The sequence below is a fragment of the Micromonospora sp. NPDC048986 genome (genome assembly GCF_040649335.1).
Taxonomy (GTDB): Bacteria; Actinomycetota; Actinomycetes; order Mycobacteriales; family Micromonosporaceae; genus Micromonospora; species Micromonospora alfalfae.
The window spans coordinates 23,783-45,245 of sequence record NZ_JBEZFJ010000018.1 but is presented as its reverse complement, the minus strand read 5'-3'; the positions used below and the strand labels follow the sequence as shown (position 1 = coordinate 45,245).

General features: G+C 72.8%; 19 protein-coding genes. 12 read left to right on the top strand and 7 right to left on the bottom strand.

Going from position 1 to position 21,463, the window contains the following annotated elements:
- The first annotated feature begins 5 nt into the window (after positions 1 to 5).
- From AB0B94_RS29315 to AB0B94_RS29285, 7 genes are all read left to right on the top strand, one after another.
- Positions 6 to 479 carry a BlaI/MecI/CopY family transcriptional regulator gene (locus AB0B94_RS29315; RefSeq protein WP_357287731.1) on the top strand — a complete coding sequence of 158 codons (474 nt, stop codon included), beginning with the start codon at positions 6 to 8 and terminating at the stop codon, positions 477 to 479.
- Positions 480 to 489: 10 nt separating this feature from the next.
- Positions 490 to 1,395, top strand: coding sequence for a M56 family metallopeptidase (locus tag AB0B94_RS29310; protein ID WP_357287728.1), 906 nt, complete (start codon positions 490 to 492; stop codon positions 1,393 to 1,395).
- A gap of 331 nt (positions 1,396 to 1,726) precedes the next feature.
- Positions 1,727 to 2,980 carry a cytochrome ubiquinol oxidase subunit I gene (locus tag AB0B94_RS29305; protein ID WP_357287725.1) on the top strand — a complete coding sequence of 418 codons (1,254 nt, stop codon included), beginning with the start codon at positions 1,727 to 1,729 and terminating at the stop codon, positions 2,978 to 2,980.
- A 10-nt stretch (positions 2,981 to 2,990) separates the two neighbouring features.
- On the top strand, positions 2,991 to 3,998 hold the full coding sequence (locus AB0B94_RS29300) for a cytochrome d ubiquinol oxidase subunit II (protein ID WP_357287722.1): 1,008 nt from the start codon (positions 2,991 to 2,993) through the stop codon (positions 3,996 to 3,998).
- Positions 3,995 to 5,671, top strand: coding sequence for a thiol reductant ABC exporter subunit CydD (gene cydD / locus AB0B94_RS29295; RefSeq protein ID WP_357287718.1), 1,677 nt, complete (start codon positions 3,995 to 3,997; stop codon positions 5,669 to 5,671). Before AB0B94_RS29300 ends, cydD begins: the two co-directional genes overlap by 4 nt.
- Positions 5,668 to 7,443, top strand: coding sequence for a thiol reductant ABC exporter subunit CydC (gene cydC / locus AB0B94_RS29290; RefSeq protein WP_357287715.1), 1,776 nt, complete (start codon positions 5,668 to 5,670; stop codon positions 7,441 to 7,443). The genes cydD and cydC overlap by 4 nt, the downstream gene beginning before the upstream one ends.
- A gap of 68 nt (positions 7,444 to 7,511) precedes the next feature.
- Complete coding sequence (locus AB0B94_RS29285; protein ID WP_357287712.1) at positions 7,512 to 8,186, top strand: permease prefix domain 1-containing protein; 675 nt, start codon at positions 7,512 to 7,514, stop codon at positions 8,184 to 8,186.
- 11 nt (positions 8,187 to 8,197) lie between these two features.
- Here AB0B94_RS29285 and AB0B94_RS29280 read toward each other — a convergent pair whose 3' ends face one another.
- On the bottom strand, positions 8,198 to 8,536 hold the full coding sequence (locus AB0B94_RS29280) for a helix-turn-helix transcriptional regulator (RefSeq protein WP_091394524.1): 339 nt from the start codon (positions 8,534 to 8,536) through the stop codon (positions 8,198 to 8,200).
- A 160-nt stretch (positions 8,537 to 8,696) separates the two neighbouring features.
- On the opposite strand from AB0B94_RS29280, the gene AB0B94_RS29275 reads away from it, so the two are divergent.
- Positions 8,697 to 9,656: a DNA primase gene (locus tag AB0B94_RS29275; protein ID WP_357287708.1), complete on the top strand. Its 960-nt coding sequence runs from the start codon at positions 8,697 to 8,699 to the stop codon at positions 9,654 to 9,656.
- A gap of 39 nt (positions 9,657 to 9,695) precedes the next feature.
- Positions 9,696 to 12,143: a transposase gene (locus AB0B94_RS29270; RefSeq protein ID WP_357287943.1), complete on the top strand. Its 2,448-nt coding sequence runs from the start codon at positions 9,696 to 9,698 to the stop codon at positions 12,141 to 12,143.
- Positions 12,144 to 12,414: 271 nt separating this feature from the next.
- Here the strand turns inward: AB0B94_RS29270 and AB0B94_RS29265 are convergent, their stop codons facing one another.
- From AB0B94_RS29265 to AB0B94_RS29250, 4 genes are all read right to left on the bottom strand, one after another.
- On the bottom strand, positions 12,415 to 13,008 hold the full coding sequence (locus AB0B94_RS29265) for an ATP/GTP-binding protein (RefSeq protein ID WP_007455465.1): 594 nt from the start codon (positions 13,006 to 13,008) through the stop codon (positions 12,415 to 12,417).
- A 1-nt stretch (position 13,009) separates the two neighbouring features.
- The gene (locus AB0B94_RS29260) at positions 13,010 to 13,387 is read right to left on the bottom strand and encodes a DUF742 domain-containing protein (protein ID WP_030329021.1); all 378 of its coding nucleotides are present in this window, start codon (positions 13,385 to 13,387) and stop codon (positions 13,010 to 13,012) included.
- A gap of 98 nt (positions 13,388 to 13,485) precedes the next feature.
- Positions 13,486 to 13,890, bottom strand: coding sequence for a roadblock/LC7 domain-containing protein (locus tag AB0B94_RS29255; RefSeq protein ID WP_030329023.1), 405 nt, complete (start codon positions 13,888 to 13,890; stop codon positions 13,486 to 13,488).
- Positions 13,887 to 17,522 carry a nitrate- and nitrite sensing domain-containing protein gene (locus tag AB0B94_RS29250; protein WP_357287704.1) on the bottom strand — a complete coding sequence of 1,212 codons (3,636 nt, stop codon included), beginning with the start codon at positions 17,520 to 17,522 and terminating at the stop codon, positions 13,887 to 13,889. Before AB0B94_RS29250 ends, AB0B94_RS29255 begins: the two co-directional genes overlap by 4 nt.
- 502 nt (positions 17,523 to 18,024) lie before the next feature.
- On the opposite strand from AB0B94_RS29250, the gene AB0B94_RS29245 reads away from it, so the two are divergent.
- Positions 18,025 to 18,318: a hypothetical protein gene (locus AB0B94_RS29245; protein ID WP_238410792.1), complete on the top strand. Its 294-nt coding sequence runs from the start codon at positions 18,025 to 18,027 to the stop codon at positions 18,316 to 18,318.
- Positions 18,319 to 18,320: 2 nt separating this feature from the next.
- Here the strand turns inward: AB0B94_RS29245 and AB0B94_RS29240 are convergent, their stop codons facing one another.
- Together AB0B94_RS29240 and AB0B94_RS29235 are read right to left on the bottom strand one after the other, a co-directional pair.
- The gene (locus tag AB0B94_RS29240) at positions 18,321 to 19,394 is read right to left on the bottom strand and encodes an adenosine deaminase (protein ID WP_238671138.1); all 1,074 of its coding nucleotides are present in this window, start codon (positions 19,392 to 19,394) and stop codon (positions 18,321 to 18,323) included.
- A gap of 52 nt (positions 19,395 to 19,446) precedes the next feature.
- A complete protein-coding gene (locus AB0B94_RS29235; protein WP_357287699.1) occupies positions 19,447 to 19,905 on the bottom strand; it encodes a PPOX class F420-dependent oxidoreductase in 459 nt (152 codons plus the stop codon).
- Positions 19,906 to 19,962: 57 nt separating this feature from the next.
- Here AB0B94_RS29235 and AB0B94_RS29230 point away from each other — a divergent pair, with 57 nt between their 5' ends.
- Both AB0B94_RS29230 and AB0B94_RS29225 read left to right on the top strand, forming a co-directional pair.
- Complete coding sequence (locus AB0B94_RS29230; protein ID WP_357287696.1) at positions 19,963 to 20,451, top strand: MarR family transcriptional regulator; 489 nt, start codon at positions 19,963 to 19,965, stop codon at positions 20,449 to 20,451.
- A gap of 1 nt (position 20,452) precedes the next feature.
- Complete coding sequence (locus AB0B94_RS29225) at positions 20,453 to 21,463, top strand: putative RNA methyltransferase (RefSeq protein ID WP_357287693.1); 1,011 nt, start codon at positions 20,453 to 20,455, stop codon at positions 21,461 to 21,463.

Below are 21,463 nucleotides of genomic sequence, written 5' to 3'. Positions count from 1 at the left end.
GCGGTGTGACTCGGTTGGGCGATCTTGAGCGTGCGGTGATGGACGTGCTGTGGGACGTGGTCCCCGGCACGTCGGACGGGGTGACCGTGCGCGAGGTGGCCGACGCGCTCGATGGCCGTGAGCTGGCGTACACCACTGTGATGACGGTGCTGGACCGGCTCGCCGGCAAGGGCATGGTGCAACGGGAGCGGGAGGGACGGGCCTGGCGGTACCGTCCGGCTGCCAGCCGCGAGGCGCACATCGCTCAACTCATGCTCGACGCCCTCGACCTGGGTGGCAGCCGGGACGCCGCGCTGGTGCGCTTCGCCCGCTCGGTGACCGGCACCGAGGCCGAGGTGCTGCGAGCGGCGCTGGGCAGCGAGGCCGGCCTGACCGGGCCGGGCTCCACCGGCGGCGACACGGGCGGGGCCGACGCCCTGACCGACCGGGTGGACGGGCCGGCGGGCAGACGACCCGCCGGCGAGGCAGCGGAGCGGTAGGGCGCGCACCATGGCCTACGCCGTGCACTTCGCCGCCACGATGCTGGCCTGCTATCTGACCGCCCAGGTGTTGGCCCGCTCCACCTGGACGTGGCGCAGTCCCCGGGTGGCGATCGTCTGCTGGCAGGCCGTCGGGCTGGCGTTGGGCCTCTCGGCGATGGGCCTGCCGATGGCGCTCGGGGTGAGCGCGTACGACCGGCCGACCGGTAGCGCACTGCTCGCCCTGGCCAACGACCTCGCCCACGGCGCCCTGCCGATCGGGGTGGGCACGTTCCACCTGGCCGGCGTCGGCGTGGGCTTCGGCATCGGGGCGGTGCTGGTCACGACGACGGTGCGCAGCATCCACGGCACCGTTCGCGCCCAGCGTCGCCACCGGGACCTGCTGTCCCTGGTCGCCCGGAACGACCCGGCCGCGCCGGGCGCGCTGGTGTTGGATCATCCGAGCGCCGCCGCGTACTGCCTGCCGGGCGTGAAGCCGCAGGTGGTGGTCAGCGCCGGCACCCTGAGCCTGTTGGACCGGGCCGAGCTGGCCGCGGTGCTCAGCCATGAGCGTGCGCACGCCCACGAGCGGCACGACCTGGTGCTGCTGCCGTTCACAGCGCTGTGCCGGGCGCTGCCGTGGTTCGGCTGGGTGCGCGACGCGCACGAGCGGGTCGCCCTGCTGGTCGAGATGCGCGCCGACGACAAGGCCCGCGAGCTGCACGCCGACGCCCCGCTGGCGGGGGCGCTACGCCGGTTCGCCGCCGCCGGGCACCGGATCACCCCGGCCGGCGCGCTCGGCATGGGCGACCGGGATCTCGACGTACGGGTGCAGCGGCTGCTGGTCAGCGACCGGCCGCCGCGGGTGCTCGGCGCCACCGCCCTCGCGGTCGCCACCACCCTGGTCGCTCTCCCGGTCACCCTCTTCCTGAGCTGACGGACGCCCACCGCGAGCGTCGCCGCGTGGCCTGCGGTCCATGTCGGGACGGCGGCGCCCGGTCGAGTCGATCATGGAGGTGTGGTGCCCGTCTGATCCGTCGACGGGGGCTTTGTCACCCAGCACAACTCCTTGATCGACGAGGCGAACCGGGTTGACGGCCGGGCACTCCCTGACGCGACAGCGGTGAGAGCCAGGATCGAGCGCGATCTCGCTCTACTACTACGTGGCGTAGTAAAGTTTCCTACGACAGGGCGTAGTAGGCAGACACGTAGCGATGCTACGTGTAGGGTGGCTACGACAAGGGAGCCAACGCTATGGAGGGCTGGTCATGGACACCCTGCTCCTCGCCCGCCTACAGTTCGCCACCACCACCTCGATCCACTTCCTGTTCGTGGTCGTCACGCTCGGGCTGGTCACCCTGCTGGTCGGCATGCAGACCGCGTGGGTGCTCACCGGCAACCCGAAGTGGGAGCGGCTGACCCGCTACTGGGGCCAGCTCTACGTGATCAACTACGTGCTCGGCATCGCCACCGGAATCGTGATGGAGTTCCAGTTCGGGCTGAACTGGAGCGGCCTGTCGCGCTACGTCGGCAACGTCTTCGGCGCGCCCCTGGCCATCGAGACACTTGTGGCGTTCTTCCTGGAGTCCACGTTCCTCGGAATGTGGATCTTCGGCTGGCACCGGCTCGGAAAGGGCGTCCACCTCGCGCTGCTGTGGGGCGTGGCGATCACCGCGTACGCCTCGGCGTTCTGGATCATGGTGGCCAACTCCTGGCTCCAGAATCCCGTCGGCTACGAGGTCCGCGACGGAATCGCCCACCTCACCGACTTCGGCGCGCTGCTCACCAACCCCAGCCTCGGCATGGCCTTCGGGCACGTGGTCTCGGCGGCGCTGCTGGTCGGCGGGATGCTGATGGCGGCGGTCAGCGCCGGGCACCTGATCCGGCGTACCCCGGACTTCGCGCTCTTCCGCACCTCGCTGCGGATCGGCCTGGTCACCGCGGCGCTGGCCATCACGATGGTGCAGGGCTTCGGTTTCGCCCAGTTCGGCCCGGTGGGCGCGGTGCAGCCGACCAAGTTCGGCGGCGACGGCCCGGAGAGCCAGGCGCTGATCACCGAGTGGACCACGCGGTTCGGCCCCGGCGACTACACCCCGCCGGTGCTGGCCAGCGTCGGGTTGGGCTTCATGATCCTGATCGGTTTCACCCTCGGCTGCGTCTGGCTCCTGCTGCCCCTGCTCTTCCGGGATTGGGTCATCCGACTGCGCTTCCCGCTCTGGCTGATCCTGCTCGCCCTGCCGCTGCCGTTCATCGCGGTGATCCTCGGTTGGATCTCCAGGGAGGTCGGCCGTCAACCCTGGGTGGCGTACGGGCTGCTCCCCACCGAGCAGGCCGTCTCCCCGGTCAGCGCACCGCTGATGCTCGCCTCGCTGATCGGGTTCAGCCTGCTGCTGGGCACTCTCGCCGTCACCAACTGGGTGCTGCTCGCCCGGCACGCCAGGCGCGGCGCGGCCGACCCGGCGCTCGGCCGCCCACCGGCGTCGTCCAGCGAGCCGGCCCACCCCGAACCCGCCCTCCTCTGAGGAGTAGACAGTGGACCTCGCCTGGTACGCAGCGCTCGGCCTCTTCTTCGCCAGCTACCTCGTGCTCGCCGGCTACGACTACGGCGTCGGGCTGCTGCTCGCCCGCGGCGTCGGTCCGGCGGGGCGGCGGGAGGCGCTCACCGCGCTCGGCCCGTTCTTCCTCGGCAACGAGGTCTGGCTGGTGGCCGCCATGGGCATCCTCTTCGGCGCGTTCCCCCTCCTGGAGGGCGAGTTGCTCGCCGGCTGCTATCCGGCCGTCGCCGGTGCCCTGGTCGGCGTCATCCTGGTCACCGTCGGGGTGCAACTGCGCAGCCGACCCGACGACGAGCGGATCCGGGCCCGCTGGGACCGCGTCGTGGTGATCGGCAGCGCCCTCGCCGCGCTGGGCTGGGGTGTGCTGCTCGCCGCGCTGTTGCAGGGGGTGCCACTCCAGGCCGACGGGCACGTCGCCGGGGTGACGCACCTGGCCACCCCGTTCGCGGCCGCCGCCGGGCTGGCAATGGTCGCCCTGGTCGCGGTGCACGGGGCGACCTTCCTCACGCTGCGCCTGCCCGCCGAGGCCGCCGCCGTGGTCGGCCGGACCGCCCGCCGGCTGGTGCCGGTGGCGCTCACCGCGGTCGCCCTGGCCACCGTCGTGGGCCTGCTCTCCGCCCGGGTACGCGACGCGGTGCAACGTCCGGCGGTGGCCGTACTCCTGCCGGTGCTGCTCGTGGCGGCGCTGCTGGCGGCCCGCGCGGCGCTTGCCCGGCGGCGGCCCGGGTGGGCTCTGGTCGCCACCGGCGCGGCCCTGGCGCTGCCGGTGCTGCTGGTCGGAGCCGCCCTCTGGCCCTACGTGCTGGTGTCCACGACCGACCCGGACGCCTCAATGCGGGTGGCCGACGCCGCCGCCAGCGCGCCGACGCTGCGGCTGCTGGGCTGGGTGGCGCTGCCGCTACTTCCGGCCCTACTAGGCTTCCAGGCGATGTGCTGGTGGGTTTTCCGAGGACGGACCGACGGTAGGGCACCGGTGTACTGGTGAGCCGCCGTCCGTTCGACAGGCGTCTGCTGCGCCGGGTCCCTGCGGCCCGGGGCGATCTTGCTGTGCTCGCGCTCCTGGGGGTGCTGGCCGCCGGGTTGATCGTCGCGCAGGCCACAGCGCTCGCGTCGCTGCTGGCCACCGCGATCGACGGTCGGCTGGATCGACCGGCGCTGGCCGGCTTCGTGGTAGCTGTCGCCGCCCGCTCTGCACTGGTCTGGGCGCAGGGCACTGTCTCGGCGCGGGCCGCCGCCACGGTCAAGGCCACGCTGCGGGCCGACCTGCTCGGCGCGGTGGGCCGGCACGGGCCCGGGTGGGTGGCCGGGCAGCGGGCCGGTGAGATCGCCACCCTGGCCGGGCGTGGGTTGGACGCGTTGGACGCGTACTTCACCGGGTACCTGCCGCAACTGGTGCTCAGCGTGACGGTGCCCCTCGCGGTGCTGGCGCGGGTCGTCTTCGCCGACTGGAGTTCGGCGGTGATCATCGCCCTGACCCTGCCGCTGATCCCGGTCTTCGGTGCGTTGCTCGGCTGGCAGGCGCAGGCCGCCACCGAGCGGCAGTGGCGGCGGCTCGCGCTGCTCGGCGGGCACTTCCTGGACATGGTCGCCGGGCTGCCCACGCTGCGCGCGTTCGGACGCGCCCGGGCGCAGACCGACGTGGTACGCCGGATGGCCGACGGTCACCGGGTCGCCACAATGAAGACGCTGCGGATCGCGTTCCTCTCCGCGCTGGTCCTCGAACTGGTCGCCACCCTCTCGGTGGCGCTGGTGGCGGTGCCGGTCGGCATCCGCCTGCTCGGCGGCGGGCTGGCCCTGCAGACCGCGCTGCTGGTGCTGCTGCTGACCCCGGAGGCGTACCTGCCGTTGCGGGCCGCCGGCAGCCGCTTCCACGCCAGCATGGAGGGGCTGGCCGCGCTGGACGAGGCGTTGACAGTCTCCGCCGCACCCACAGCGCCCCGGGCCGCCGAGGGCGCCTCCGTCCCGGACGCGCGGGCCACGATCCGGTTCGAGGGGGTCACAGTGGCGTACGAGCGGACCACCGCGCTGCGCGACGTGACACTGACCATCAGGCCCGGTGAGCGGATAGCCATCATCGGGCCCAGCGGCGCCGGCAAGAGCACGCTGCTCGGCCTGCTGCTGGGTTTCGTGGCGCCGACCAGCGGGCGGATCACCGTGGACGGGGTCGACCTCGCCACCGCCGACCCGGACGCCTGGCGCCGGCAGCTCGCCTGGGTGCCGCAGCGGGCCCACCTCTTCGCCGCCTCGCTGGCCGACAACATCCGCCTCGGCGCGCCGGACACCCCGGCCGACGTACTCGGCGCCGCGGTGCACGACGCCGCCCTGGACGACGTGGTGGCCGGCCTGCCCGACGGCCTGGACACAGTGCTCGGTGAGCGCGGTCACGGGCTGTCCAGTGGGCAGCGGCAGCGGGTCGCACTGGCCCGGGCGTTCCTGCGCTCCGCCCCGGTGGTGCTGCTCGACGAACCCACCGCGCGACTCGACACGGCGGCCGAGGCGGTGGTGCTCGACGCCACCCGTCGACTGGTCGCCGGGCGGACGGCGCTGCTTGTCGCGCACCGACCGGCGTTGCTGGCCGACGCCGACCGGATCCTGCGCATCGAGGACGGTCGGGTCACCGAGTTGACGCCCGAACCGACTCAGAAGGCCGCCCGATGACCGCCGAACACGGGCCGGCGGTGGTGGCCGAGCGGGCCGCCGCCGAGCGGGCCGTGCTGCGACTGGCCCGGCCGTACCTGGGCCGCCTGGTCGGAGCCGGGCTGCTGGCAGCCGCCACCGAGTTCGCCGGCCTGGCCCTGATGGCCACCGCCACCTGGCTGCTGATGAGCGCCGCCGGTCAGCCTCCACTGGACCGCCTCACCGTGGCGATCGTCGCGGTCCGGGCGCTGGCGATCAGCCGGGGCGTGTTCCGTTACACCGAACGGCTCGCCGGGCACGACGCGGTGCTCCGCATGATCACCGACGTCCGGGCCCGGGTCTTCGCCACCCTGGCGGCCCGCCGTGGCACGGCGCACCGCTCGGGGGACGTGCTGAGCCGGCTGGTCTCCGACGTGGAGGCCGTCCAGGACCTGCTGCTGCGGGTGCTGGTGCCCGCTTCGGCGGCGGCAGTGGTCGGTGTGTCCGCAGTCGCCGTGGCGGCGCTGATCTCACCACCGGCCGCCGGGGCGCTCGCCGTCGGGCTGCTGGTCGCCGGGGTGGCGCTGCCCGCGTTGGCCACCGCGGTCACCCGCCGCAGCGCGGCCGAGGTGGCCCCCCTGCGGGGCGCGCTGGCCACCGACGCGATCGACCTCACCCACGGCGCGGCCGACCTGGCCGCGTTCGGGGCGACCGACGTCACGCTGCGCGCCGCCGAGCAGCGCGCCCACCGGCTGGCCCGGCTGGAACGTCGGCTGGCCGCCACCGGGTTCGCGGTGGACGCGTTCGGCGTGCTGGCCGCCGGCGTGACCGCCGCAGCGGTGGTGCTGGTCGCGCTCGCCGCCGACGTGTCGGGGGTGCTGGTTGGCGTCCTGGCCGTCGGCACGCTGGCCGCCGTCGAGGTGACGCTGGCGTTGGTCGCGGCGGCCCGGCAGTGGACGCAGCTTCGGCCCGGCCTGACCCGGGTGGCCGACCTGCTCGACGCCGACCCGTCGGCCGCGCCGCCGACGACCGGTCCAACGGACCTGACCGGCCCGCACGAGCTGCGCTTCGTCGACGTGACAGTGCGGTACCGGGCCGGTGCGGCGCCCGCCCTGGACGGGGTCAGCCTGGACCTGCCGGCGGGACGCCGGATCGCTGTCGTCGGCCCGAGCGGCGCCGGAAAGAGCACACTGGCCGCCGTGCTGACCGGCACCGTCCGGCCCGCGTCCGGCCGGGTCACCCTGAACGGTGACGACCTCTCGGCGTACGCCGAGGAAACGCTGCCGCGCGCTGTCGGCGGGCTGCTGGCCGAGGCGTACGTCTTCCATGCCACGGTGCGGGAGAACCTGCTGCTCGGACGGGCCGGAGCGGGCGAGGAGGAGCTGACCGCGGCCACCGCCGCCGCCGGCCTGCTGGACTGGGTCCGCGCCCAGCCGGCCGGCTGGGACACGCTGGTCGGCGAGGAGGGCGGGCAGCTCTCCGGCGGGCAACGGCAGCGGCTGGCGCTCGCCCGGGCCCTGCTCGCCGCGCCGCCGGTGCTGGTGCTCGACGAGCCCACCGAAGGTCTTGACCCGGCCGCCGCGGACGCGGTGCTCGCGTCCGCCCTCGCCGCCACCCCCGCCGGGCACTCGGTGCTGCTGATCAGCCACCGGCTCAGCGGGTTGGCCGAGCTGGACGAGATAGTGGTCCTGGACGGCGGCCGGGTGATCCAGCGAGGTCGGCACGCCGAGTTGGTAGCGACCCCGGGCTGGTACCGGGACCAGTGGCTGCTCCAGGCCGCTGCCGAACGGGGTTACCTGGCGCTCGCCCCCTGACCCGCCTCGGGGGCGGACCAGGGTTCTCCCGGACGTCGGCCGGCCGGAGTCCGTGGCACTGTGGTGCCATGGGGCGCGGTGAGGACGTGATGGTCGACGAGCACCTGCGGGAGCTGGCAGCTCGGCTGCAGGGGCCGGCACGACTCAAGTCCGACCTGCTGACCGAGGCCCGGCACGGGTTGCTGGACGCCGTCGAGGCGTACCGCGAGAGCGGGGTGCCACCCACCGAGGCGCAGCGCCGGGCGGTGGTCGAGTTCGGCTCACCGGCGCAGGTGCTCCCGTCCTGGCAGGCCGAGCTGGCGGTGGGCGCTCTGCGCGGGCTCTCCCTGCGGATGCTGGCGATCGCCGGGGTGGGGGTCGTCGCCGGTGATCTGACCTGGCGAGGGTCGAGCTGGAGTGGCGGCCCACGTCCCCCAGCCGGTTATCTGCTGCTCTCCAACTCGGTCGACTGGATCTGGATGAGCGCGCTGGTGCTCTCGGCGGCGGGTCTGCTGGTGGTCTGGGCGAGCGCGCGGGCGCCCCGGCCGGGCCTGGCGCTGGCCCAGCGTGCGGTGGGCACCGGCCTGACCGGCGTCCTGGTCCTCGGCATAGTGGCCGGCAGTGCCCTCTTCACCTGGTCGCTGAACCTCTGGGACGCGGCGGCCCACTGGCCCCCGATGATCATCGGAGCCGTGTTGGTGGGCGGCGCCTACTTCTCGCTGACCCGCGCGGCGCGTGGCTGGCTGCTGGCCACCACCCACTGATCGGCGGAGGTTCAGGCCGGGGTGGGCGGGCTGCCGGGATCGAGGAACCTGCCGACTGTCAGTTGAAACTCGCGCCAACCGGCGCGCTCCCCGGCGAGTGCCCGCCGGCCGGAGTCGGTGAGCTGGTACGTCCGCCGTTCCCGGCCGCTGACAGTGCTCCAGGTGCTCGCCACGTGACCGGCGCGTTCCAGGCGACGGAGCGCCGGATAGATGGTGCCGGTGGGCAGATCCAGACTGCCGTCACTGCGGGCGCGCAGCGCCTCGATGATCGCGTAGCCGTGCAGCGCGCCCTGTTCGAGCACGGCGAGCAGCAGAGCGTCGAGATGGCCGTGCAGCGCCTGGGCCTTCATACGTAGCTACGCTACTTGTCGAACCGTCACTTCGCCAGCGGCGACGACCAGCAGGTCGGACCCGTGCGCCAACCGGCCACCGGGGTGCGGGCATCGGTCACCCAGGGCCGCCGACTAGGGTATGTGCCCAGAGTCACTCGCCGGTCAGAGACCCCGGTGGGTGGGCAACCCGAAGCACACGGAGGTCAGCGTGGCCCGCCAGTCGCCCCAACGGCCCGACGCCGACGAGCCCGAGCTCGACGACACCACCGGCGCGGCCGAGCCAGACGAGACCGAGACCGACCGCCCGTCGGCGTCGATCGACCGCTCACTCTGGGACGAGCTGCGCATCGACCCAGTGGAGATCGCCCTGCCCGCCGGCACCGGCTTCACGCTTCGGGCGTACCGGCCGGCCAGCTCGCTGACCCCCACCGACGTGACCGAGCGCGACCAGGACGACCCGTTCCTCGCCCGCCGCCAGGCCATCGAGGAGGAGGAGGACGACGAGACCGTCGTCATCCTCGACGAGGAGCTGGCCCAGGAGTTCGCCGACGAGGACGACGAGTCGACGCGCCGCCGCGACGGCGCCGCCACCGACACCGACGACGAGACCGGCAACGAGTCGGACGAGGCCGTCGCGGACGAGGCGGACGACGAGGAGGTGCCGGTCTTCCTCAGCAACCGAGGCAAGCTGCTGCTGTTCAAGACCCCCGAGTCGCTTGTCAGTTTCATCCGATCCGGTGCCCCCAACGATCTGTCCCAACTGGACAGCTGGAATGAATTGTCCGAACGGGTGGAGCCGGCAGATATCGCTCCGCTCGACGAGGACACCTACGAACTCGACCTGGTCGTGGAGAACCTGCGCGGCGGGCACGACACCTGGGATTCGACCCTGCTGATCGAGGCGGGCGAGGCCGCGCGTGACCTCTCGTACGCATTGCGGCTGCCTGCGGTACTCGACATGCTCTCCGCCGGCTCCAGCCTCGACGACCTGGACGAGGCTCTGCGTGGCACCGCCAACGGTGGGATCGGCGCGTTCATGGCTCGGCGACGGCTGAAGAAGATCGGGGCGCAGACCGCGAGTTTGGGTTGGCGCACCATTGTCGGCAAGATCTCTGCGGTGGTGGACTGGCGCGACTGACCCGTACCGGGGAGCATCAGTTGCTGGCAGAGGAAAGACCTGTCCCGGGAGGAGGACGACGCCGTGGCGCTCGTGCGCGTTTACTGCGGTCTGGCCTCGGCGGATCCGGCTGACCGACCGGCCTCCGCCGGTTCGACGCTGACGTCCGCTGTGGTCGACGACGCAGGCCGTCTGCTGCATGTCTGCGAGATCAGCGATGACGCCGCTGGCTACGCCCAGCTCGTCGCGCTGCTCGTGGAGCGGTCGGGCGGGCCGAGCGGTGCGGCCATCGCCGCCGACAGCGACGACCACACGGTCACCTCGCTGTTGAGCGCGGCGGGGCGACCCCTGGCGATCGCCGACGACGACTCGGTGGACGACTTCGCCGAGCGGTTCGCCGACGACGACTCCCTTGAGGAGATGCAGTCACCTCCGGCCGAACGACGGGCGGTCGGCCTCGCTCGCGCGTTGCAGGCGGGGGCGCTCTCCGCCGTCACCCTGCCGGCGCCCCGGGACCTCGCCGGATACAAGCAGGTGCTCTCCGCGCACGCCGCGCTGGCCAGTGGCCGGCACTCCGCCGCCGTGGCGCTGCGCGAGGTTCTGCGTGAGCTCTACCCGGCGGCCCTGCGCGCCTACCCGGACCCGGCCGAGCCGGTCTCCCTGGCCGTGCTGGACGCGCTGCCCGAGCCGGGCATGCTCGGCGGCACCGTGGCCCGGGGCCGCGAGGTGTCGGTAGCGGCGGATGCCATCGCGGCGCACCTCGCCGCGGACGGGGTCGCCGATGCCGAGGAGATCAACGAGGCGGTCACCGCCCTGCGGGTCGCCATCTCCGAGACACCCCGACGTGCATCGGTCAACCGGGCGCTCACGTCCGCTGTGGCCGAGACGGTCCGTCAGGCCGTCGCCTCCGTACGGGCCTGCGACGCCGGGTGTGAGGCGCTGGTCAGCGCGCTCAGCTCGCGGGTCAGCACGCCTGCCCAGGCACCCGGCCGCCGGGCCGCGGCGCGCCGCGGCGAGTCCGTCGGCGAATTGACCGGCCTGGCCGGCACCAACGCCGGGTTGACCGGCCTGGCCGGCACCAACGCCGGGTTGCGGTCGGTGCGACCCACCCCGCCAGCCGCCGACCCGGCACCCGCTGTCGGGCGGCGCAGCCGTCCCGAGCCGGTCCCCGGTAACGCGCCGTTGGCGTCACCCCGCCCGCTCGGGCCGCCGCCGGTCGCCCCCGCGCCGGTCACGCCGCCGCCGGTCGCACCCGCGCCGATGACTCCGGCGGCGATGGCTGGCCCGCCGCAGTCCACGCTGCCCAGTCGCGGCGAGCCGCTGCCCAGCCGGATCGACGGTCCGACCAACCGGCCGGTCTCCTCGCCGCCGCCTCCGCCGCCCGGGATCACCCCGATCGCGCCGGCGCAGCGCGGCATGGTGCCGCCGGCCGAGGCCGGTGAGCCGTTCCGGCCGACGCTGACCACTGCCGCGATCAACAACGCGCGGGCCGAGCGGCAGCGGACGGTCATTCCGCCCCGCCCCAAGACCAACGGCGAGCCCCGGCCGAGCCACCTGCAACGCCCTCCGGTCGACGAGCCACCCACCGGCGGGTTCAGCGCCACCGATCTCAGCATTCCGGTGCCGACCCCCCGGCCGGGGCAGGAGGCCGCACCGCCCGGCTCCCGGGCGAACTGGCCGCTGGTGAACAACCCGGAGGACCCGTCCGACAGTTCACCGAACAACCCGGTGGCCTACTCGTACGGCGGCGGCCGCGGTGTCGACGCCCCGACCGACCCGGGTCGGTCCGACGGTCGGGTCACCCCGCCGTGGTTGGCGGACGACCTGCCACCGGAGCCGCCGATGCTGCGGCTGGTGGAGCCGCCGCCGCTGGCCGACCGGGCGCTGCGCGAGGGGCTCAACCCTCCCGCGGACCAGCACCTGGAGACGCCGCCGCTGCGCCTGGTCGACCGCGAGCAGGCCGCTCGCAACGGTCGGGCGGCCGCCCGCACCGAGCGCGCCGCCGAGCACCGGCCGTCGCCCCCTGTCGAGCACCGGCCGCCGCCCATGGAACACCGTCCGCCGCCGGTCGCCGACGAGGGCGACGGTGATCTGCTGATCTTCGCGCAGGCCAAGTCGGCCTGGTTCGTCGGGCAGGCCGAGGAGTCCGACCTGGACTGGTCGACCACCGCCGACACCGGCTGGCAGGCCGCGGAGCAGGCGGCCCGCCCGGCGGTGGGCGCCGAGACGAACGCCGGGCTGCCGAAGCGCGTGCCGCAGGCCAACCTGGTGCCTGGTTCGCCGCTGCGCGAGGAGCGCCCTTTGCGGATAGTGCGTGATGCGGCGAGCCTCGCGGAGAACACCACCGGCTACTTCCGTGGCTGGCGGCGCGGCCAGGAGATCGGCGGTTTCGCGGTGGGTGGTCGGCCGGGTCGTGAGGCGGCCGGCGGTTGGGACTTCAGCCGCGACCACGGGGACCGCGACGACGACCGGGAGTACGAGTACCGCTCGGCGGGCTACCAGTCCTGACCCCTTCTCACACGCAGAAGCGCCCCCAGCTGGCCGGCTGGGGGCGCTCTTGCGTCAGCAGGGCGATCCCCGGGAACGCAGAAGCCGCCTCGCGAGGACCGTGGGTGGCCTGTGCCCCCCGGAGGGGGCTGACAGCTTCCAGGTCGTCAGGAGGCGGCTCAGCGGCGCGCCGGGTCGTCTGAGTGACGAGCCGACGCGAAGACACTCACCGGGGCGGCTGGCAGCGCCCGGTGGCGGCCGGAGCCACCACCGGGGCGTTCAGCGTCCCGGATCAGGCCGGGGCGACGGCGCGCGTACGGCGCATGGTCAGCACGTACTCGACCAGCGAGATCAGCACGTGCTTCGTCGACTCCCGGTTACGGGCGTCGCAGGCCACCACCGGCACGTCGCTCGAGATCGCCAAGGCGTCCCGGACGTCCTGCGGGTCGTGGTACTGCATCCCGTCGAAGCAGTTGATCGCCACCAGGTACGGCAGGCGTCGGTGCTCGAAGAAGTCGATCGCCGCGAAGCAGTCGGCCAGCCGGCGGGTGTCCACCAGCACGACCGCACCGATCGCACCCCGCACCAGTTCGTCCCACATGAACCAGAAACGGGTCTGACCCGGCGTACCGAACAGGTACAGGATCAGGTCACGGTCGATCGAGATCCGGCCGAAGTCCATGGCCACCGTGGTCGTCGTCTTGCCCGGCACCTGCCGGGTGTCGTCGACGCCCACGCCAGCGGAGGTCATGATGGCCTCGGTGGTCAGCGGCGTGATCTCCGAGACCGAGCCGACCAGCGTCGTCTTACCGACGCCGAATCCACCGGCGATAACGATCTTCGCCGACGTCACGCGGCCGCTCGGGTTCGGCGGGCGGTGCGACATGTCAGAGCCTGCGAAGTCCACTCAGCACCCTCTCCAGCAGTTCAGTGCCCACCGCGTCGTCGGAGTCGTCCAAAATGGTCGGCTCGTGGACCGCGACCAGGCCGTCCGTCGCCATGTCGGCGATGAGCACCCGGGCCACACCGAGCGGGAGCTGCATCCGCGCCGCGATCTCCGCGAGCGATTGCACGCGACCGTCACACAGCGCGGCGATGTACTGGTGTTCGCGGCCCTGGCCGCCGTTGCCATTGGCAGCGGCCCGGCCGCGCACCGTCGTCTCGACGAGCGCCTCCAGCGCGATGTCGAGCCGGGGACGGGTGCGACCACGGGTCACGGCGTATGGACGGACCAACGCTCCGGTTGGTTCGTCACGATCGGCCATCTCGCCGCTCACCTCCTTCGCACCCGTTACCGGCTCCCACCGGTGAAACCCGTCGTTGTCGTTGTTGCAGTCGTGCCGACCTCACGATCGGCGAGACGTCAGCCCAGCATGCCCGCAGCCGCACGCGGCTGCGGGGTCAGTGCGTCGCCCACCCGGTCGACCAGCAGCGCCATCTCGTAGCCAACCTGGCCCACGTCGGAGCTGCGGGCTGCCAGCACGGCGAAGGACGAGCCGTCCGAGATGGACATCAGGAACAGGAAGCCATTGTCCATCTCCACGACGGTCTGCAACACCGCGCCTCCCTCGAAGCAGCGTGCTGCCCCCTGGGTCAGGCTGACCAGACCCGAGGAGATCGCGGCGAGCTGGTCTGCCCGGTCGCGCGGCAGATCCCGTGACGACGCGAGGAGTAGGCCGTCCGCCGATACGGCGACCGCATGCGCGACGCCGGGCACCCGGTCGGCGAAGTTGGCCAGCAGCCAACCAAGATCCTGCGTAGTTGTCATCCTTCTTGCTCCTTCTGCCCGCTCCCGGCCACCGGGCCTGAGCCAGACTGCGAGGATTGCCCTCCCGGAGTTGCCTCCGGGCTGGTCGGGTTGTCCGAGGTGCTACGCCCTCGCTGCACGCCCCGGTGGTAGGCGGAGAGCAGGCCACGAACCGCCTCCGGGGAGCGCCGCTGGACCGAGGTGGTGGGCTTCTCCACCGCACCGGGTACCAGTTGCGCCATCGGCTTGCGCTTCGGCAGACCGGTAGTGGTGGTCTCGCTCACCGGCGCCGCGCCGGCCGCCGCGGAGGCGGCACGCCAGCCGTCGTCGGCGGCGGTCTGCCAGCCGTTGCTCTGCGGTTGGGGCCGGCGGTTCGGCAGGCTCTCGGCGAGGCTGGGGCGGGCGCCCTCGTTCGCTGTGGAGCCGTTGTCCCGCGGCGCTCCTCCGACCGTCGGAGTGTCTGCCATCGGTGTGTTACCTGTCGTCCCGGGTGGTGTCTTGTGGACTGCCCGACCGGTGGCCTCGACCGTGGCGAACTGCTGGGTAGCGGAGTCGCCGTTCGTCGCTGGCTGAGCGCCGGCCGCGGTCTCCTCGGAGCCCGGACGACGGGTACGGAACCAGGCCGACTCGAGCTCCCGGAAGATCGGCAGCTCCATCGTCTCATCCGCGTACCGCTGGCGGTTCTGCGCCTGCGGCTGCTGCGGCGTCGGCCGAGTCTGCGGCGCTGGCCGAGTCTGCGGCGCCGGAGCCGGCGTTGCCGCCGGAGTCGGCGCAGGAGCCGGAGGCTGGGCTGCGGCCGGCTGCTCGCCGGGTCGCGGGACCCGCGGCAGCTCCGTCGTCATGTCCAGCGCGGCGGCGAGCCGCTCGGGCACCGGCGGGGTGGCCGTGTCCCGGTCGCTACCCGGCACTGGCGGCCAGGCCGGCGGCGCCGGAGCGTTGGCTGCCTGCGCGGGCGGGGCGGATCGGGGCGCGAAGCCGCTGAACGACTGGCTGGAGGCCGGCGGCGCCGAGTAGGGCTGGTTCGAATACGGCTGACCGGACGCCGGCGAGGCCGAGACCGGCGACGCGGACACCGGCGGACCGGCGTACGGCTGCCCGGAGGCCGGAGCCGCGGACACCGGCGCGCCACCGTACGGCGCGCCCGAGTAGGGCTGCCCGGAGTACGGCTGGCCGGAGGCCGGCGAGGCGGAGACCGGCGCACCGGAGTAGGGCTGCGCGGAGACCGGCGGCGCCGAGTACGGGTGCGCCTCGGGGCTGCTCGGCAGCTGACGCGGGATGGACGGCTGCTGGTCGGTGCTCGGAGTCTCGTCCCCGCCCCGGCGCTGCGGCAGCGGGTCGGTGCCCTGGCCGTTGGCCGACCGGGGGGTGAACCCGTCACCGCCGTTGACGCCGTTCGCCCCGGCCGCGCCGGTCAGATCGGACCAGGCCGGCATCGACCGGTACGCGCCACCGTTGGCTGGCGCGCCGGCACCGTTGCGCGTCGCGGGGTCGAACGGGCGACCACCCAGGGTGACCTGGTTGCCGGACTCGCTCGGACGGGGGCCGTTGCCCAACGCGGGCAGCGCGCCGAAGACCGGCGCAGGCCCATTGGACTGCGGACCACCGAACTGGGGAGCACCGGCCGCCGGCAGCGCCGGAGGCTGCTGCACCCGGCCGGAGAGCGCCCGGGGCACCAGCACCGAGGTGGGCAGGGTCACGTCGGCGACAGTGCCGCGATCGTTGCCGGGGCGCAGCTCGACCCGGACACCGTGCCGGGACGCCAGCCGGGCGACCACGACGAGGCCCATCATCCGGGACACGGCCACGTCGACCTGCGGCGGCGTGGCGAGCCGCTCGTTGAGGTCGTGCAACTGCTCGGCGCTGATGCCGATACCGCGGTCCTCGACGTACAGCGAGGAGCGGTCGCCAACGCGCCGGGCCTCGACCATCACCTGCGAGTCGGGCGGGGAGAACGCCGTGGCGTTGTCGAACAGCTCCGCGACGAGGTGCACCAGGTCGTTGACCGCGTGCGCGGCGACCTCGATGTCGCGGTCGATGACACCGAACTCGATCCGGGTGTAGTGCTCGACCTCGGACTGCGCGGCGCGCAGCACGTCGATGAGGGCGGCCGGCTCACGCTGCACGCGGGTGGAGTCGGCACCGGCGAGCACCAGCAGGTTCTCGTCGTTGCGGCGCATCCGGGTGGCCAGGTGGTCGAGCTGGAACAGCTCGGCCAGCCGGTCCGGGTCCTCCTCGCCGCGCTCCAGCCGGTCGAGGTGCCCGATGAGGCGGTCGACCAGGATCTGGGAACGACGGGCCAGGTTGACGAACATGGTCGCGACGGAGGCACGCAGTGCCGCCTGCTCGGCGGCCGTGCGGACGGCTTCCAGGTGGACGGCGTTGAACGCCTCGGTCACCTGGCCGAACTCGTCCTTGCTGCGCACCGGCAGTGGTTCGGCGATCTGGTTGGCCAGCTGCACCGGGGAGAGCTGGCCGACGACCTGCGGGTCGCGCAGACGGGCCACCGCCTGTGGCAGGCCGTACTGGGCCACTGAGAGCGCGCCCTGCCGCAGCTCACGCAGTGAGCGGGCCATCGAGCGGGCTACCAGGTAGGCGAAGAGGATGGCCAGCAGCAGCATGCTGAGCAGCAGGCCGGTCTCCAGGAAAACCTGGCGCTGGACGTCCGAGCGGAGGGTGTCGGCCTGGTCGACCACTTCACTGTCGAGCTTCCGCTCGACGGTGCGGATCAGCTTGGCGTTGGCCGTCATGGCGGCTTCCCACTGGTCCGGGCCGAACGGCGCGCCGCGCATGTTGCCGGTGGTGTTGCCGTCGATCCAGCCTGTGTAGTTCTGAGCCTGCCGACGGTCGCCGCCAGCGACCGTCTGGTCGTGGAACTTCGCGTCGTCCGGGGTGGCGACGGCCTTGAAGCTCTGCAGTGCCTGCTGCTGGCCTGTGTCACTGGCGACGTAGTCCCTGCGCAGTGCGGGGGTCAGGCGCTGTCCGCCCTTCACACCCAACGCGCGGTGCACCACGACCCGGCGTACGGCGAGGAACTCCTTCTCCCGGGCGACCGCCGCGGCGGCGCGCATCCGGTCGCTGAGTTGGTTGTCACCGGCGAGCTGCGTGGACGAGTCGCGGATGGCGAGCAGGTCACTGATCAGACCCTCGTACGCCTGCACGGTCTCGGTCAGCGCGAGCTTTCCGTTGAACACCTGGCTGCGGACGCCCGACAGGTCCTGCAGGTTCTGGTCGATGCCGTCGAGCAGACTCTCCAGGCTGCCCGGCAGGTCCTCGATCTCGGTCCGCTGCTGCCGGTAGGGGATCGCATCCTGATCCACCCGGGAGTTCACCCGGTTGTAGGCCTCCTGGTACTGCGCCGTCGGCTGCGTCCCGTCCGCGCCCAGCAGCAGCACGGCGGCGGTCCGCTCGTCCTGCAGGCTGTCGACCAGGTCACCTGAATAGCTCGACAGATTCGCCAGGTCGCCAGCTCGGTTGGCATTGTTGAGCGTCTCCACGTGGTCGATGAGACCACTGGTGCCCACCACGACCGTGGCGATGGTCGGCACGATCATGATGAGACCGAGCTTGGACCAGATCGGCATGTCCCGGAGCCGGCTGGCCGGCCGGCGCAGCCGCGACAGGAAGGAGCCCGCCGTCTTTGGCCGTTTGCTCACGTCACCGCCCTCGCGATTACAGCTTGAACGCGTTGCCCCGGGCAACGCCCAGCGACCGACCCGGCGGGTCGGACCCCCGAGATTCCATCACGCCGGTCGACAAGAAGAAAGCCCAGGTTGTCCCCGACCGAAGGTGTGATGAGATGTTGATGCGATTTGATAGCAGTCTGTCTGGCCGGAGTAACTGAAGGTAATGGAACATCCGCACCGCGTTGTCCTACTGGCCGGCCCATCGGGGTCCGGAAAGTCGTACATAGCGCAGCAAACCGGCTTGCCGGTGCTGTGCTTGGACGACTTCTACAAAGACGGCGATGACCCTACGTTGCCGAGACGAAACGGCCAGGTGGATTGGGAATCGCCGCACTCCTGGGATGCCCTCACTGCGGTGGAAATCATTGCCCAACTTGCCCGCGAGGGCCGAGCCGATGTGCCGGTTTATGCGATCGGCGCTGATCGGCGGGTAGCCACCCGGCCATTTGATGTCGCCGGATCGCCACTTTTCGTGGCCGAAGGGATCTTCGCCGCCGAGATCGTCGAGGAGTGCCGTCGCCGCGGCCTGCTCGCCGGGGCGTACGCGCTGCGCCGCCCGCGCGGGGCCACCTTCCTGCGCCGGCTCGCCCGCGACCTGTCCGAGCAGCGCAAGGCCCCGCGGGTGCTGATTCGGCGCGGGGTGGCGCTGCTCCGTGCCGAGCCCGCGGTGCTGCGCCGGCAGATGGGCCTCGGCGCGGAGGCGGCCCGGGCCCGGGAGGTACTGCGCCGGGTGGCCGGTCTGCTCGCCGGCCACCCGCATGGCTGAGCTCAGGCCAGCAACTTCGCGTACGCCGGCTTGATCACGTCGTCGATGATCCGCAGCCGCTCGTCGAACGGGATGAAGGCGCTCTTCATCGCGTTGATGGTGAACCACTGCAACTCTTTCCAGCCGTAGCCGAACGTCTCCACCAGCAGCGACATCTCCCGCGACATCGAGGTGCCGCTCATCAGCCGGTTGTCGGTGTTGACCGTCACCCGGAAACGCAGGTCCCGCAGCAGGCCGATCGGGTGGTCCGCGATGGAGCCCACCGCACCGGTCTGCACGTTCGACGAGGGGCACAGTTCCAGGGGGATCCGCTTGTCCCGGACGTACGCGGCCAGCCGGCCGAGCGAGCCGTCGGGTGCGATGTCGTCGACGATCCGCACCCCGTGGCCGAGCCGGTCCGCCCCGCACCACTGGATCGCCTGCCAGATCGACGGCAGGCCGAACGCTTCGCCGGCGTGGATGGTGAAGTGGAAGTTCTCCCGTTGCAGGTACTCGAAGGCGTCCAGGTGCCGGGTGGGCGGAAAGCCCGCCTCGGCGCCCGCGATGTCGAAGCCGACCACTCCGGCGTCCCGGTGCCGGACGGCCAGCTCGGCGATCTCCTGGGAACGGGCGGCGTGCCGCATCGCGGTGAGTAGCGTGCCCACCCTGATGGTCAGGCCCGCCTCGACAGCCTGGGCGGTGCCCTCGGCGAACCCGGCCAGCACCGCCTCGACCACCTCGTCCAGGCTGAGGTCCCGTTCCAGGTGCTGCTCCGGGGCGAACCGCACCTCGGCGTAGACCACGCCGTCGGCGGCCAGGTCCAGGGCGCACTCGCGGGCCACCCGACGCAGCGCGGGCGCGGTCTGCATGACCGCCACGGTGTGCGCGAACGTTTCGAGGTAGCGCTCCAGGGAACCGGAGTCCGCCGCGTCAGCGAACCAGCGTCCGAGCGCCTCCGGGTCGGTGGTGGGCAGCTCGTGGCCCACCTCGGCGGCCAGGTCGACGATCGTCGCCGGCCGCAGCCCGCCGTCGAGGTGGTCGTGCAGCAGCGCCTTCGGGACCTTGACGATGTCCTCGTACCGGATAGTTGCGACCATGCTCAGACCCTAGTCAGCGGCCTGGGCGGACCGGTACGGGACCGGCCGGGCGTCACGGTCGCCAGCCGTACACCCGGTGCACGTCGAGGCGGATCACGAGCCGTCCGTCAGCGACCATGGCGGCCCGGTAGTCCGCCCAGTCCGGGTGGTCGCCGCGAATCCGGCGGTAGACCTCGACCAGTTCGTCGACCGTCTGGTCGGTGGTGGCCATGGCCGGCTCGCTGAGCGTCACGGCCCCCTCCGCTACCGCGTACGCGCCGCCGTCCGGCGTGGTGACGTGGAAGCTGGCCCGGGGATCGCGGCGCAGGTTGCGCACCTTCGCCCGGTTGCCGGTGGTGGAGCAGCGGAGCAACCCCGGCTCGGCCAGGTAGTCGAGGTTGGACAGCTGGGGCCGCCCGTCCCGGCGCACTGTGACAAGCACCCCGCGCCCCCGCTGACCGAAAAGCTCCCACAGTCGGTCCGCCGCCGCGGCGGTCGGCGCGCTCCGCCGCTGGAGAGAATTGGTTGACATGTCATCGAATCTAGGGGCAAGTCGATGACATGTCAACGAAAGCGCTAGACTCGACCTGTGGAAGCACCCCGGTGGCTCGACGAACGGGAGGAGCGCGCCTGGCGCGGCTACCGCCGGATGCGTCTCCTGCTCGACCTGGAGCTGGCCCGGGAGCTGACCCAGGACGCCGGCCTCTCCGAGGCCGACTACGACGTGCTGTCCGACCTCTCCGAGACACCGCAGGGGCGGCTGCGCCTGCGGGAGTTGGCAGACCGCATGCTCTGGTCGCGCAGCCGGCTCTCCCACCACCTGACCCGGATGCAGCAGCGCGGCCTGGTGACCCGCGAGGAGTGCGCCGACGACGCCCGGGGGTCGGTCGTCGTCCTCAGCCCGGCCGGGCGGCAGGCCATCGAGTCCGCCGCCCCCGGTCACGTGGCCGCCGTCCGCCGGCACCTGATCGACCTGCTCACCCCCGCAGAGGTCGACGCCCTCGGCGCTCTCACCCACCGGGTCGTCGACCGCCTCGGCGGGCGGGCGCCCCAGCCACGGCACGACCCGGAGGTCTGACGTGGACTCCCGCATCCTCTACCGACTGCGCTGCCCGGTCTGCGCCGAGCCACTCGCCGAGGCGACAGCCGGCACCGCCAGGGCACTGCGCTGCCCGCGCCGGCACAGCTTCGACATCGCCCGCCAGGGGTACGTCAACCTGCTCGCCGGCCGCGCCCCGCACTCCGGCGACACCGCCGAGATGGTGGCCGCCCGGGCGGACTTCCTCGCCGCCGGGCACTACGACGTCATCTCGGCCGCCCTCGCCGCCGCCGCGACGGACGCTGTCGGCCGTCTCGGCGCGACTAACGCCCCGCACCCAGCACCTACTCCGCCCACCCTTTGCTCTGCACCCGCCGAGGCGACGGGCTCCCGGCCGAGCCGTCGCCTCGAGGGGTGCAGAGCAAAGGACACAACAGCAGAGGTACGGGTCGAGCCGCCGACACCCGACTTCGGGGCGTACCCCCTGGTGGTGGATGCCGGCGCCGGCACCGGCCGGTACCTCGGCGCGGTGCTGGCCGCGCTGCCGGACGCCGTGGGTCTGGCCCTGGACGTGTCCAAGCCGGCGCTGCGCCGCGCGGCCCGCGCGCATCCCCGGGCCGCCGCCGCGCTCGCCGACACCTGGCAGCGACTGCCGCTCGCCGACGCCTCGACCGACGTGCTGCTGAACGTCTTCGCCCCGCGCAACGGCCCGGAGTTCCACCGGGTGCTCGACCCGGCCGGCGCGTTGCTGGTGGTCACGCCCGACACCGACCACCTCGCCGAGTTGGTGGACGCCCTCGACCTGCTGCGGGTGGACCCGGACAAGGCCGACCGGGTGGCCGCCAGCCTGGGCGGGCAATTCACGCTCGTCAGCTCGGCAGTGCACCGGGCCGAGCTGGCACTGACCCGGCCGGAGGTCGCCACACTGGTCGGGATGGGCCCCAGCGCCTGGCACACCGACCCGGCCGCGCTCACCACCCGGCTGGCCGCGCTGCCCGAACCGGTCCGGGTCACCGTGGCGGTCCGGCTCGACGTCCTGCGACCTCGCTGA

What these genes read in the sequence shown, in the direction of transcription:
- AB0B94_RS29235 (WP_357287699.1), bottom strand. Translation starts at nt 19,905, where the DNA reads ATGTCAACCAATTCTCTCCAGCGGCGGAGCGCGCCGACCGCCGCGGCG.
- AB0B94_RS29285 (WP_357287712.1), top strand. Translation starts at nt 7,512, where the DNA reads ATGGGGCGCGGTGAGGACGTGATGGTCGACGAGCACCTGCGGGAGCTG.
- AB0B94_RS29255 (WP_030329023.1), bottom strand. Translation starts at nt 13,890, where the DNA reads ATGACAACTACGCAGGATCTTGGTTGGCTGCTGGCCAACTTCGCCGAC.
- AB0B94_RS29260 (WP_030329021.1), bottom strand. Translation starts at nt 13,387, where the DNA reads ATGGCCGATCGTGACGAACCAACCGGAGCGTTGGTCCGTCCATACGCC.
- AB0B94_RS29265 (WP_007455465.1), bottom strand. Translation starts at nt 13,008, where the DNA reads ATGTCGCACCGCCCGCCGAACCCGAGCGGCCGCGTGACGTCGGCGAAG.
- AB0B94_RS29310 (WP_357287728.1), top strand. Translation starts at nt 490, where the DNA reads ATGGCCTACGCCGTGCACTTCGCCGCCACGATGCTGGCCTGCTATCTG.
- AB0B94_RS29240 (WP_238671138.1), bottom strand. Translation starts at nt 19,394, where the DNA reads ATGGTCGCAACTATCCGGTACGAGGACATCGTCAAGGTCCCGAAGGCG.
- AB0B94_RS29305 (WP_357287725.1), top strand. Translation starts at nt 1,727, where the DNA reads ATGGACACCCTGCTCCTCGCCCGCCTACAGTTCGCCACCACCACCTCG.
- AB0B94_RS29280 (WP_091394524.1), bottom strand. Translation starts at nt 8,536, where the DNA reads ATGAAGGCCCAGGCGCTGCACGGCCATCTCGACGCTCTGCTGCTCGCC.
- cydC (WP_357287715.1), top strand. Translation starts at nt 5,668, where the DNA reads ATGACCGCCGAACACGGGCCGGCGGTGGTGGCCGAGCGGGCCGCCGCC.